This window comes from Saccharopolyspora sp. NPDC003752 (assembly GCF_053605825.1).
On record NZ_JBSGJZ010000004.1, the window covers coordinates 83,686 to 96,609 of the forward strand.

The 12,924-nt window shown below is 70.5% G+C and carries 11 protein-coding genes; 6 read left to right on the plus strand and 5 right to left on the minus strand.

Features of this window, described 5'->3' with window-relative positions; all coding sequences use genetic code 11:
- Nucleotides 1-70 precede the first annotated feature (70 nt).
- Nucleotides 71-1,936, plus strand: a complete 1,866-nt coding sequence (locus tag ACWEV3_RS07340) for a collagenase (protein ID WP_452613048.1) — start codon at nucleotides 71-73, stop codon at nucleotides 1,934-1,936.
- A gap of 226 nt (nucleotides 1,937-2,162) precedes the next feature.
- Nucleotides 2,163-2,441, plus strand: coding sequence for a DUF3040 domain-containing protein (locus ACWEV3_RS07345; protein WP_452613049.1), 279 nt, complete (start codon nucleotides 2,163-2,165; stop codon nucleotides 2,439-2,441).
- Between the two features lie 26 nt (nucleotides 2,442-2,467).
- Here ACWEV3_RS07345 and ACWEV3_RS07350 read toward each other — a convergent pair whose 3' ends face one another.
- The 4 genes from ACWEV3_RS07350 to ACWEV3_RS07365 form a co-directional block, all read right to left on the minus strand.
- Complete coding sequence (locus ACWEV3_RS07350) at nucleotides 2,468-2,665, minus strand: DUF2795 domain-containing protein (protein ID WP_358493869.1); 198 nt, start codon at nucleotides 2,663-2,665, stop codon at nucleotides 2,468-2,470.
- 103 nt (nucleotides 2,666-2,768) lie between these two features.
- Entirely contained in the window at nucleotides 2,769-4,592 is a 1,824-nt protein-coding gene (locus ACWEV3_RS07355; RefSeq protein WP_452613050.1) for a transketolase, read from the minus strand.
- A 661-nt stretch (nucleotides 4,593-5,253) separates the two neighbouring features.
- A complete protein-coding gene (locus ACWEV3_RS07360) occupies nucleotides 5,254-5,763 on the minus strand; it encodes an ATP-binding protein (RefSeq protein ID WP_452613206.1) in 510 nt (169 codons plus the stop codon).
- Nucleotides 5,764-6,219: 456 nt separating this feature from the next.
- Nucleotides 6,220-7,482 carry an aminotransferase family protein gene (locus tag ACWEV3_RS07365; protein WP_452613051.1) on the minus strand — a complete coding sequence of 421 codons (1,263 nt, stop codon included), beginning with the start codon at nucleotides 7,480-7,482 and terminating at the stop codon, nucleotides 6,220-6,222.
- A 324-nt stretch (nucleotides 7,483-7,806) separates the two neighbouring features.
- Between ACWEV3_RS07365 and ACWEV3_RS07370 the strand changes: the two genes are divergently transcribed.
- Together ACWEV3_RS07370 and ssuE are read left to right on the plus strand one after the other, a co-directional pair.
- On the plus strand, nucleotides 7,807-8,793 hold the full coding sequence (locus ACWEV3_RS07370; RefSeq protein WP_452613052.1) for an Acg family FMN-binding oxidoreductase: 987 nt from the start codon (nucleotides 7,807-7,809) through the stop codon (nucleotides 8,791-8,793).
- A gap of 292 nt (nucleotides 8,794-9,085) precedes the next feature.
- Entirely contained in the window at nucleotides 9,086-9,646 is a 561-nt protein-coding gene (gene ssuE / locus ACWEV3_RS07375; protein WP_397527927.1) for an NADPH-dependent FMN reductase, read from the plus strand.
- 70 nt (nucleotides 9,647-9,716) lie between these two features.
- On the opposite strand, the gene ACWEV3_RS07380 is transcribed toward ssuE, so the two are convergent.
- Complete coding sequence (locus ACWEV3_RS07380) at nucleotides 9,717-10,634, minus strand: ABC transporter substrate-binding protein (RefSeq protein WP_452613053.1); 918 nt, start codon at nucleotides 10,632-10,634, stop codon at nucleotides 9,717-9,719.
- Nucleotides 10,635-11,141: 507 nt separating this feature from the next.
- Here ACWEV3_RS07380 and ACWEV3_RS07385 point away from each other — a divergent pair.
- Together ACWEV3_RS07385 and ACWEV3_RS07390 are read left to right on the plus strand one after the other, a co-directional pair.
- Entirely contained in the window at nucleotides 11,142-12,059 is a 918-nt protein-coding gene (locus tag ACWEV3_RS07385; RefSeq protein WP_452613054.1) for an amino acid ABC transporter permease, read from the plus strand.
- Nucleotides 12,059-12,811, plus strand: coding sequence for an amino acid ABC transporter ATP-binding protein (locus ACWEV3_RS07390; RefSeq protein WP_452613055.1), 753 nt, complete (start codon nucleotides 12,059-12,061; stop codon nucleotides 12,809-12,811). Before ACWEV3_RS07385 ends, ACWEV3_RS07390 begins: the two co-directional genes overlap by 1 nt.
- The last annotated feature ends 113 nt before the right edge of the window (nucleotides 12,812-12,924 follow it).

Below are 12,924 nucleotides of genomic sequence, written 5' to 3' on the forward strand. Positions count from 1 at the left end.
CAGGAGGTCGAACGTGCCGAAAAGACCGCCTCATGCCGCCCGGAGCCGGCGCCCTGCCGCGCTTCGGATCATGCTGCTCAGCCTGGTCTTCGCCCTGATTTCGCCCGCCGTCGCGCAGTCGGCGCCGGGCCCGGTCGAAAAGCCCACCGCGCCAACGGAAAAGAGCCCGGTCCGCACGCTGGAGGCCAAGGACCGCCCGCCGCTGCCCGCGGACGACTCCGCCCAGCGGCGCAAGTACTTCGAAGTGCAGGACTTCCCGTTCCGGCCGCGCCCCTCGATGCGGGCTGAGGTGCAGGCGCCGGACTGCGATCCGGCACAGTTCACCGGCAATACCGGAAGTGAACTCGTCCGTCAGATCCAGTCCGCCACCCCCGACTGCATCAACACGCTGTTCCGCCTTACCGGCGGTGACGCCCACGGGGCGTTCCGGGAAGAGCAGATGGTCACAGTCGCCAATGCGCTCCGGGACAACGCCGCCGCCTATCCCGGCGACAACAGCACGAACACCCTGCAGCTGGTGCTCTTCCTTCGCGCCGGGTACTACGTCCAGTGGGGCGACCCGGGAAGCGTGGGTGAGTACGGGCCGGCGCTCAAGGCGGCGATCCAGGGCGGGCTGGACGCGTTCTTCGGCAACCCGAAGTCCGGAACGGTCAGCGACGAGAGCGGCCAGGTACTCGCCGAATCGGTCATCCTGATCGACAGTTCCACCGAGAACGGCCGCTACTTGGAGATCGTCAAGCGGCTGCTCACCGCCTACGACTCGTCCTACGACCAGTTCTGGTGGATGGTCAACGCCGTCAACAACGTCTACACCGTGCTGTTCCGCGGGCACCAGTTCCCGGACTTCGTCGACGCGGTCCACGCCGACCCGAGCGTGCTGGACACCGTGCACACCTTCGCGACGCAGCACCTCGACCTGCTCGGCACCGACAACCGCTTCCTGACCGCCAACGCGGGCCGCGAGCTCGGGCGCTTCGTGCAGCACGAGGCGCTGCGCGACAAGGTCCGGCCGATGCTCAAGGACCTGCTCGGCCGCAGCCAGATGACCGGCCCGACCGCGCCGCTGTGGGTGAGCATCGCCGAGATGACCGACTACTACGACAAGCCGAACTGCGGCGAATACGGCACCTGCGACCTGCAGCAGCGGCTGACCGACGCGGTGCTGACCGTCGAGCACACCTGCTCGCCCAGCATCCGCATCCGCGCCCAGCAGATGGTGGCCGAGGAGCTGAACGCCAGCTGCACCAGCCTCAACGGCCAGGACGCGTTCTTCCACGAGAAGGTCCAGGACGGCGGTCAGCCGGTGGCGGACGACAACAACACGACCATCGAGGTGGTCGTGTTCGACTCCAGCGCCGACTACCAGACCTACGCGGGCGCGATCTTCGGGATCAGCACCAACAACGGCGGCATGTACCTCGAAGGCGACCCCGCGCAGCCGGGCAACCAGCCGCGGTTCATCGCCTACGAGGCCGAGTGGCAGCGGCCCGCGTTCGAGATCTGGAACCTCAACCACGAGTACACGCACTACCTCGACGGGCGCTTCAACATGCACGGTGACTTCGCGGCGTCGACCAGCACGCCCACGGTGTGGTGGATCGAGGGCGTCGGCGAGTACATCTCCTACTCCTACCGCGACCTGCCGTACCAGGAGGCGATCGACGAGGCCGGCAAGCAGACCTACCGGCTGAGCGAGTTGTGGGACACCACCTACGACAACGGCGACACCAACCGGACCTACCGGTGGGGATATCTCGCGGTCCGGTACATGTTCGACCGGCACCGCGCCGAGCTCGGCACCGTGCTCAACTACTACCGCCAGGGTGACTGGAACGGCGCGCGCGACTTCCTCACCCGCACCATCGGCACGAGCTACGACCAGGACTGGTCGAACTGGCTGAACGAGTGCGCCGCAGGCGCCTGCTCGACGCCCTGACCGATAGCGATCCAGCCGCGGGCGCGCGGTCGGCGTGGAGCCGACCGCGCGCCTTCGCGCGTCGAATGGCAACGATCAGTGATCGGCATCGTCGCTGTGCGTGCCCGAAAATCACCCGGCTGCCGCGTAGGGCGGCGAACTCCGGCGTGCCAGGCTTGAAGGGCTTGAGGCAGGTGGGGGGCGGGTACCTCGTTGGGGTCGAAGGGAACGTAGCTAGGAGCTCGTCATGTTGAGCAGGCACGAGCGGGACAGGCTCGCCGAGATCGAATCCGAGCTGGTGTCCGGCGATCCTCGGCTGGCGGAGAAGTTCGCCCGGTTCGACAGCGGCCGGAGCTGGGGTGGCATGCGCCGGATCCTGGTGTTCCTGGTTCTCGTCCTCGTCGCGCTGCTGGCCGTGCTCTGCCTGGTGAGCGGGCTGGTGCTGACCGCGATCGCGTTGGTCCTCGGCACCGCCGCCGTCGCGTTCGGCGTTTGGTGGCACGCCAGGAGAAAGCACGAGGAGTGACCGCCGATTTGTCCTATATGGACGATTCACGGAGTCGGATGGGGAAGCGCCTGCAGCACGGTGTCGGGCTCGACGAAGACGCCGTCGGGCAGGCTTCGGAGGCGTTCCAGGTGCGCCGCCGGTGCGCCCAGCGCGACGCACTGCTGGTAGATCTCCTGCTTGGTGGCCGGGAAACGCACGTGGCAGAGGAACCTGAGGAGTTCTCCGCGATCGGGTACGGGCATCGTTCCCCCCGCCCGTCGAGCCGGTTGGGTCGACATCCGGCTACCCCTCCGGCGCGGCGCGCACACGCGGCTCGGCGATGACGGAGCGGATGGGGCTGGCGGGTCAGACGGCGACCATCTCGCGGGCCGCGAGGGCGATGGCGGGAGCGTCGATGCCCGCCTGCCCCAGCAGCTCGGCCGGTGTGCCCGAGCCCGGCATGCCGCGCACCGCCAGCACGCGCACCGGCGCTCCGGTGCCCGCGAGGGCGCTGAGCACCGCCTCGCCGAGGCCGCCTTCCGGCCAGTGGTCCTCGGCGGTGACCAGCCCGCCGGTCTCGGCGGCGGCCCGCCGCAGCGCGTCGACGTCCACCGGCTTGATCGAGTACAGGTCGATGACGCGGGCCTGGATGCCTTCCCGCGCAAGCGTTTCCGCCGCCCCGAGCGCCTCGTGCAGGGTGATGCCCGCGCCGACGAGCGTGACGTCGTCGCCGTCGCGCACCACCCGCGAGCCGCCGACCGGGAACTCCTCGCCGGGCTCGTAGATCACCGGCGTGGCGCCGCGGGTCGTCCGCAGGTAGTTGATGCCGTCGCGGTCGGCCATCTCCGCGACGAGCTGCACGGTCTGGTTCGCGTCGCACGGGTAGAGCACCGTGCTGCCGTGCACCGCGCGGAACTCGGCGAGGTCCTCCAGCGCCATCTGCGACGGCCCGTCCTCGCCGATGGACACGCCGGCGTGCGAGCCCATCAGGCGCAGGTTCGCCCGGCTCACCGCGGCCATCCGGATGAAGTCGTAGGCGCGGCTGAGGAACGCGGCGAACGTCGAGGCGAACGGCACCCACCCGCGCACCTGCATGCCGATCGCCGCGGCGACCAGCTGCTGCTCGGCGATGTACATCTCGAAGTAGCGGTCCGGGTGGGCGTCGCGGAACAGCTCGGTGAAGGTCGAGTTCGACACCTCGCCGTCGAGCGCGACGACGTCGCCGCGGCGGTCGCCGAGCGCGCGCAGCGCCTCGCCGTAGGCCTTGCGGGTGGCGACCTCGGTGCCGGGCTCGAACGCGGGCAGCCCGCCGCCGGGCGCCGCGAAGACGTGCGGCACCTCGTCGCCGGCCGGCTTCGCGCAGGTCGCCCGCAGGTCGCGGATGCCGCCGAGCTCGCGGATCGCCTCCTCCGGGTGCACCAGCGGCTTGCCGTGGAAGCCCGGCCGGTCCTCGACCTCGGCGACGCCCTTGCCCTTCTTGGTGGCCGCCAGCACGGCGACCGGTCGCCCGTCGCCGGACTCGGCGTCCTTCAGCGCGGCCTCCACCTGCTCCGGGTCGTGGCCGTCGATCTGCAGCACCCGCCACCCGGCGGCGTGCGCCCGGGCGGCGTAGGCGTCGAGATCCCAGCCGTGCATCGTCTGCCCGGTCTGGCCGAGCCGGTTGACGTCGATCAGCGCGATGAGGTTGTCGAGCTGCTCGTGCCCGGCGTGCTCCAGCGCTTCCCAGATCGACCCCTCGGCCATCTCGCTGTCGCCGCAGAGCACCCACACCCGGTAGGGCAGCCGGTCGAGCCGCTGCGCCGTCAGCGCCAGGCCGACGCCGATCGGGAGGCCCTGGCCGAGCGAGCCGGTCGCCACGTCGACCCAGGGCAGCACCGGCGTCGGGTGGCCCTCCAGGCGGCTGCCGAACTCGCGGAACGTGAGCAGCTCGGCGTCGTCGATCGCGCCGACCGCCTTCAGGCACGAGTAGTACAGCGGGGACGCGTGGCCCTTGGAGAAGATCAGGTGGTCGTTGCGCGGGTCCTCGGGGTGGTCGAAGTCCAGCCGCAGGTGCCCGTCCAGCAGCGCGGCCATCAGGTCGGCCGCCGACATGGACGACGTGGGGTGCCCGGACCCGGCGGCGCTGCTGGCCCGCACGGAGTCGACCCGCAGCTGCTGCGCCAACTCGAATCGGAAGGTCAGATGGTCCATGCCAGGGGACATGCCCGCAACCGCCGCCGACCAAACGAGCACCGGCTGGTCCACCACAGTTTCAATTGAGGTTTTTCCAACCTCGTTTTGCGTGGCGGTGCGGGTGGCGGAACCTCAGAGGCTCCCTGGTCTGTGGGTGCCCCTCCTGATGTATGTCCAATACACGGCGGAGGGGCCGTCCTCGCCAGGAAGCCTCTGAGAACCCGCGGCGGTGCCAGTGTCGTAGGTGGGCTATGCGCCTGCGGCGCATGCGGCAGCCCATCGACGTGTGGCTTTGCGACCCGCGGTTGCGGGCCGACCAGGATGAAAAAGGCTCATTGAAACCGCGGAAGGGTGTGGGGGCCGTGGATCCGCAGTTTCGATGAGGTTTTTCCGTCCTCTACGCGGAAGGCCCATGTCTCCGGGTCGTGAGTGCCTATGGCTGTTGTGGCGGCCATAGGCACTCACGACTGAGGGGCGTCGGGTCGTGAGTGGTCATGGCTGCTAGGGCGACCACAGGCACTCACGACCCCTGCGCATTCGGGACCTGGCCTGACGCCGCAGAACCAGGATGAAAAACGCTCAACTGGAACTGCGGCCGGTGTGGGTGCCGTGGGGCAGCAGTTTCAATTGAAACTGGGATCCGTGCCCGTGCCCGTGCCCGTGCCCGTGCCCTGGTCGGTCAGGTCAGGTCGCTGTTGCTCAGGCCGGTGAGGAGGCGCTTGATCACCTCGGGATCGATCTCGGCCGTTTCGTCGACCTGGTGCTCGGCCTGGGCGCGCCTGCTGCGGGAGCGGCGCGGCAGCGGCACGGCGTTCGCCGAGACACCACCCGGCAGCGGCAGCTCGCACCACACGAGGGTGCCGCCGCCGCGCAGGGCGGTCGCGCCGCAGCGACCGCCGGCGAACCCGGGCGCCAGCGCCGGTGGGACGCTCGCCAGCTCGTCCTCGACCTCGGCGACGAGGCTCTCGCCGCTGAGCCGCAGGCGGACGGTGATGAACCCGGGGGTCTCGGGGTTCGCGCTGTCGACGGCCGCCGTCACCAGCGCGGTCGTGAGCTGCGAGGTCTCGTCGATCAGCTCCCGCAGGGACCACTCGGCGAGGGTGAACCGGACGAACATCTCGGCGCAGTTCACCGCGCTGGGCAGTGCGATGAGCCGTAGGTCGTCGACTTGGGAGGTCTGGGTGTTCACCTGGTTGTCGTCCTCCATCCGCGTCCGCTGCGCGCCTTCACCCGTGAGCCTTATCTTGCCAACTCGAGCGGGTGGCTTGTCTTCAGGGGCGGGACTAGTGGCGTCACCGCTCGCGGCTCGGTTCCGGGCGGGCTTGTCGATCTCTCCGGCGTGCGCACCACGCGGCGACCGCTCGGCCCCGCCCGGTGCGGTGCCTCAGGTGGCTCGGTGCATCTGTTGGCCATCCCTTGACTGTCTGTTGTGGACGATCTCCGGGGAACCCCGTTCCAGCGCAGCGAATTCCGATGCCGAGCGCGGAACGCGTCGGCGCCGGGCGGGCCGGGCACAGTGGTCTGGCCAGAAACGTACGTGACGAATCGCGGTTGGTACAGACCGGTACGTATCGGTTCCGCAACGGCAGTGCCGTGGCCCGGCGCCCCGGCGGGGTGCCCGCGGCCGGCGGGCACCCCGATCGGGTCACACGAGGGAGTCCAGGCCCTCCCGCATCGCCTTGCCGATCAGGTCGATCTCCGACTCGCTGATGATCAGTGGCGGAGACACCGCCAGCGCCTTGCCCAGCGGGCGCACGATCACCCCGAGGTCGCGGATCGCGGTCTGCGCGCGGCCCACGGCGCCGGGGTCGGCGGCCAGCACCTCCGGCGCCAGCTCGACCGCGCCGAGCAGGCCGGTGCCGCCGCGCACCTCGGCCACGGCGGGGTGGTCGGCCAGCTGCTGCAGCGCGTCGTGCAGCGGGCGCTCCAGCTCGTCGGCCTGGGTCAGCAGCTTCTCGCGCTCCAGGATGTCCAGGTTGGCCAGCGCTGCGGCGGCCACCGTGGGGTGCCCGGAGTAGGTCGCGCCGTGCCGGAACGGGCGGCCCGGGTGGTTCCAGAACGGCTCGGCCACCCGCTCGGCGACCACCACGCCGCCCAGCGGCAGGTATCCGCTGGTCACGCCCTTGGCGAAGGTGATCATGTCGGGCTGCAGGCCCCACCGCTCGACGCCGAACCAGGTGCCGACCCGGCCGAACCCGCAGATCACCGCGTCGGCGACGAACAGGATGTCGTGCTCGGCGCAGATCTTGGCGACCGCCTCCAGGTAGCCCGGCTCCGGCGGGTACAGCCCGCCGGCGCCCATCACCGGCTCCGCGAAGAACGCCGCCACCCGGTCGGCGCCGAGCCGGTCGATGGCCTCCCGGAGGCTCTCGGCGTCGTCGTGGGCGACCCGGCCGACCTCCGGCACGAGCTGGCCGAACCCGGCCTGGTTGACCTCGATCCCGCCGATGCTGGTGCCCATGCCGTTGGTGCCGTGGTAGGCGTTGCCGCGACTGAGGATGTGGGTGCGCTGCGGCTGCCCGCGCTGCGCCCAGTACTGCCGGGCCAGCTTCGCGGCGGTGTCGATCGACTCGCCGCCGCCGGTGGTCAGGAAGATCTTCGCGCCGTCCATCGGGGCGAGCTGCGAGAGCCGGTCGGCGAGCGCCTCGGCCGGCGGGTTGGTGAAGTCGTTGAACACGAAGTAGGACTCGAGCTCGCGCATCTGCGCGGCGGCGGCCTCGACGATTTCGGTGCGGCCGTGGCCGACGTTGGCGTACCACAGGCTCGCGGTGCCGTCGAGGTAGCGGCGGCCCTCCTGGTCGTAGATCCAGACCCCGTCTGCCTTGCTCACGCAGAACTGGCTCTTCTTGACCTGGAACATGTCCGCGAACGGGTGCCACAACGCGGTGTCGCGCGGTGCTGTCGACATGCAGTCCTCCTTCGGTATCGCGCCCCCAGCTTGGTCGCAGCACCCGCCGGTACGCCAGTGCCAAAACGCCGAAATTCGCCGATCGAGTTGGCCAGATCGCCACCGGTGATCACGCGCTGTGACTGCGGGGTCGGTCACAGCTGGGACCTTCTCCTCTGCTCGCGGCCCGCCGCCGACGGCACTGTCGTGGTGTTTGCCGACCCGTGGAGGTGATCAACGCATGAGCAGCCCTGTGCCAACCCGAGTCCTCCTCAACCGCACCTCAGGGGAACGTGACGCGAACCAGCCACGAGAAACTGCGAATCGCGGAGAGGCGGACCAGTCATGAGCTGGCTCCCGATGCTCCGCCGCCAGTCGCCCGAATCCGCCGACGAGCGGCCGTGGACCCCGGAAGAGGTGGCGGTGCTGGCCGAGGCGGTGCGCCGCGCGCCCTCCGTGCACAACACGCAGCCCTGGTCGCTGCGGGTGCAGGGGCGCTCCGCCGTGCTGCGGCTGCGCTCGACGCCGGAGCTCGTCCACCACGACCCGGACGGCCGCGACCGGCGGATGTCGTGCGGCGCGGCGGTCGCCAACCTGGCGATCGCGATGCGCGGGCTGGGCTGGGCGACCGACGTCCGCTGGCACGCCGACGAGGGCGAGGCGGCGGTGATCGGCACGCGCCGGCGGCCGGCGACCGCGATCGACCGGGAGCGCCGCAAGGCCATCGGCCGCCGGGCGAGCTGCCGGCGCGCCTTCGCCGGGCGCCCGGTCCCGCACCTGGCGCGCACCGCCGTGGCGGCCGCGGCGACCACGCAGGCCACCTGGGTGGACGGGCCCGCCGAGGAGCACGCGCTGGCGCGCCTGCTCGCCTACGCCGCGCGCACCAACCACGCGGACAAGACCTACCAGCGCGAGCTGGGCGCCTGGATCGGCCCGGTCTCGGACGAGGGGCTGCCGACGGAGGTGCTGCCCGTGCGCGGCGTGCCCGCGACCGGCCTGGCGACCGGCGCCACCCGCCTGCCGGACCAGGCGCAGATCGCCCGGTCGCTGGCGCAGGAATCGGTGCTGGTCTTCAGCACGATCACCGACGGCCCGCGGGACCAGCTGATGGCCGGGGAGGCCGCGGAGCGGGCCTGGCTGGAGGCGACGCGGCTGGGCCTGGTCGCGTCGGTGATGACGCAACCGCTGCGGCTGTCGGAGGTCCGCGCCGGGCTGAGCGTCGAGCTCGGGCTCGGCGGGATGCCGCAGCTGCTGATGCGGATCGGCTACCCGCCGGCGATCCCGGTGCCGCGCGCCGGTCGTCGCCCGCTCCCTGACCTGTTCGCCGACTGACCGTCCACTGTGTCCATTAGGTCGACCGGCGGGTCGATCCCGCCCGGTGGGTCGCCTCGCGTCCGGCTGGTGGGACGGGTGGATGCCCGCATTGACATGCCGGTGGTGCTCTGTTGCGATTGATTCGTGATGTTCCCGGTGCTCACGAAGCGGCGGCACGTGGATTTCCGCCGCGTGTCGGCCCAAGCGTGTCGTCTCTAGCGTTCCGCCAGCCCGGGCTCCGCGCCGTGGTGGAGATCCGGATCAGCAGGTAGTCCACATCGGACTGAAATTTCGGACCCAGGGAGCACGTGTGTCCAGCGTCCTCGTCATTTCCGGCAGCCCGTCGCGCACCTCGAAGACCGAACGGATCGGTGAGCACATCGCCCAGCGCATCGCGGCGTCCGGCCGCAGCGCCGACCACCTGCGCGTCCGCGGCCTGCCCGCGGACGCGCTGCTCGGCGCCGACACCCACGCCCCGGCGATCGCCGAAGCCATCGGCAAGGTCGCCGAGGCCGACGGCGTCGTGCTGGCCACCCCGACCTACAAGGCGGCGTATTCCGGCCTGCTGAAGGCATTCCTCGACCTGCTGCCGCAGTTCGGCTTCGCCGGCAAGGCGGTGCTGCCGCTGGCGACCGGCGGCACGGTCGCCCACGTCCTGGCCATCGACTACGCGCTGCGCCCGGTGGTGCACTCGCTGGGCGCCCGCCACGCGGTGCAGAGCTTCTTCTTGCTCGACAAGCACATCTCGGTGGTCGAGGACCAGCTCAGCGTCCACCCGGACAGCGCAGGACCGCTGGCCGACGTCATCGAGCAGTTCACCAAGGCCCTCGACGGTGTCCCGCACTCCACCGTCCTCGGCCGCACGGCGTAGTCCTGGAAGACCCTTGGAAGAAGGGCGCCTCCCGCCGCATCCGGCGGGAGGCGCCCTTCTTCCTACCGGCTCAGTGCAGTTCCGGCGGATTGGTCTCGGACGTGCCGATCGCCGAGGCCTCGACGCCCCACTTGCGCACGATCCGCTCGTAGGTGCCGTCCTGGATCAGCTTGTTCACCGCCGCCTGCAACGCGGGCGCCAGCGGCGAGTCCTTCGGCAGCGCGAATCCGACGTTCAGGCGCCGGAACTCGTTGAGGAACCGCAGGTTCGGTTGCTGGCTCACGGTGTAGCGCAGGCCGTTGATCGTGCTCATCAGCACGTCGACCTTGCCCTGCTGCAGGGCGGAGTACTGCGCGCTCATCTCCTTGAAGACCAGCACCTGGTAGGCCGGCCGGCCCAGCTCGCCGCAGCGGTGCTGGTGGGCGTTGAGCGTCGTCTCGAACGTCGTGCCCGCGCCGGTGCCGATGGTGCGCCCGCACAGCTGCGTGACGTCGGTGACCGGGGCGAGATCGCTGTCCTGGCGGACCGCGAGGCCCTGACCGTCGTTGAGGTAGGTCACGAAGTCGACGGTCTTCTTGCGCTCCTCGGTGACCCCGAAGTTGCCGGTGCCGACCTGGAACTTGCCGCTGCCCAGCGCGGGCAGGATGGTGTCGAACGCGGCGTCCTGCCGGTCGATCCGCACGCCGAGCACGCGGGCGACGGCCTCGGCGATGTCGATGTCCACGCCGACCGCGGTTCGGTTGTCGGGCAGGTAGAACGCGCCGGGCGGGCTGCCGTCGAGCGAGCTGCCGAAGGTCAGCGCCCCGGCCTGCCTGACGTCCGGCGGCAGCAACGCCGCGATCGCATCGTCCTTGGGAACCGCCGAGACAACGTCGGCGGTCGCATCGAGACCGGGCGCGGCTTCGGTCGGGATCGCGCCGGGCGCGCATCCGGCGAGCAACCCGGCCGCGGCCAGCATCACGACGATCGTTCTGAAACGGGGCAGCATTCGGTGTGAACCCTTCGAGGGGGGCGAACGGGCGCGGTGGTGGTGGACGGCCCGTGCGAGGTGTGGTCATGCGCAAGTCGGGGATCCCACAGCCAGCGGCGGCCGCAACTCCCGAAAGGGGGCCGCTGTCCGCGCCGCCACGCGAGAAGAGTTTGGAAATAGGGCTCTGCAGCGGCTGAGGGCGCGAAGGAGGGACGACGTCAGCCGCGACAAGCGGCCGACCACACCAGGGCGAGGTCGATGTGGGCGCGTTTCACCAAACGCAGTTGCCTGGTCACGAAACGAGAATCGCCTGGGGCCGGGTGGGTGTCAACGACGATCAACCTGTGGGACGGCCTTGACCCGGCGTTCGGGGCGGCTAGCGTGTCAGGCGGTGGTGGACCCCGCCGACGTCGATCGGCGGCCGTTTCCTGCGAGGCGTTCCTCTCCTCTTCGTCCGAGCAGCGCGATTTCAGCGGAAGTCACGTGCCGATCTCCGTGGATTCGCCGCACGACAGGGAAGTCCCGATGACCCGATCAACGCATCTGCAGGCGGTGCCCGATGCCGGGACCGCCACCGTCGCCCCGCCGCCCGTGGTGCCCGCTCGGCATCCCGGCAGGTGGATCGCCGCCGTCGCGGCGCTGGTCGTGTTCGCGCTCGTGGTGCATTCGATGGCCACGAACCCGAACTTCCAGTGGCCCGTCGTCGCCGCCTACTTCACGCTCCCGGCCGTGCTCAACGGCCTCTGGCTCACGCTGTGGCTGACCGCCGTCACCATGGTCCTCGGCTTCGCGCTGGGCGCCGTGCTGGCCGTCATGCGGCTGTCCGGGAACGCCGTCCTGAACTGGCTGAGCTGGACCTACACCTGGCTGTTCCGGTCCATCCCGCTGCTGGTCCAACTCCTGTTCTGGTTCAACATCGGCGCGCTGTACCCGACGCTGAGCATCGGCCCGTGGTTCGCGGTGGACACCGTGAACCTGCTCGGCGGCACCACGACGGCGGTGATCGGCCTGGTGCTGCACGAGGCCGCGTTCGCCGGGGAAGTGGTGCGCGCCGGCATCCTGTCGGTCGACGCGGGCCAGAGCGAGGCCGCGCAGGCGCTCGGCATGACCAGGATGCGCGTGCTGCGCCGGATCGTGCTCCCGCAGGCGATGCGCGCGATCATCCCGCCGGCGGGCAACATGCTCATCGGCACGTTGAAGGGCACCTCGATCGTCAGCGTCATCGCGGTGCACGACCTGCTGTACTCGGTGCAGCTGATCTACAACCGGAACTACCTGGTGATCCCGCTGCTGCTGGTGGCGACCGTCTGGTACCTCGTGATCACGTCGATCCTGACCGCGGGTCAGTACTACGTCGAACGCCACTACGCCCGCGGTGCCCACCGCGAGCTCCCGCCGACGCCGCTGCAGCGGTTGCGCGCCGTGCTGAAGGGAGCCCGCTGATGCTCCGGATTTCCGGTCTGCACAAGAGCTTCGGCACCACGCCGGTGCTGCGCGGCGTCGATCTGGCGGTGCGGCAGGGCGAGGTGACCTGCGTGATAGGCCCGTCCGGCTCGGGCAAGAGCACGCTGCTGCGCTGCATCAACCACCTGGAGAAGGTGGACGCCGGGAGCATCGAGGTGGACGACGTGCTGATCGGTTACCGCGAGTCGGCGGGCCGGCTGCACGAGCTCGGCGACCGCGCGATCGCCCGCCAGCGCGCCGGGATCGGCATGGTGTTCCAGAGCTTCAACCTGTTCGGGCACCTGACGGTCCTGGAGAACCTGATCGAGGCGCCGGTCGGCGTTCTCGGTCTGTCCAAGAAGGACGCGTTGGTGCGGGCGCGGGAGAAGCTGCGCCGAGTCGGCCTGGCGGACCGCGAGGACGCCTACCCGCGCCAGCTCTCCGGCGGCCAGCAGCAGCGCATCGCCATCGCCCGCGCGCTGGCGATGGAACCGAAGCTCCTGCTGTTCGACGAACCGACCAGCGCCCTGGACCCGGAGCTGGTGGGGGAGGTGCTGGCGGTGATGCGCGACCTCGCGGCGGCGGGCCAGACGATGGTCGTGGTGACGCACGAGATCGGCTTCGCCCGGGAGGTCGCCGACACCGTCGTGTTCCTGGACGGCGGCGAGGTGCTGGAAACCGGGCCGCCGAGTCGAGTCCTCGACGACCCCGAGCTGCCCCGGACCAAGGACTTCCTGCAACGCGTGCTGTGAAGGCAGTGATGGCGAAAGGGCCTTCGCAGGACTGGTCCTGCGAAGGCCCTTCTCGATTCGCCGCGCCTCGGTCAGGCGAGGAGCCGGCCCCGCGGGGCGGTGTCCCCGGGGAC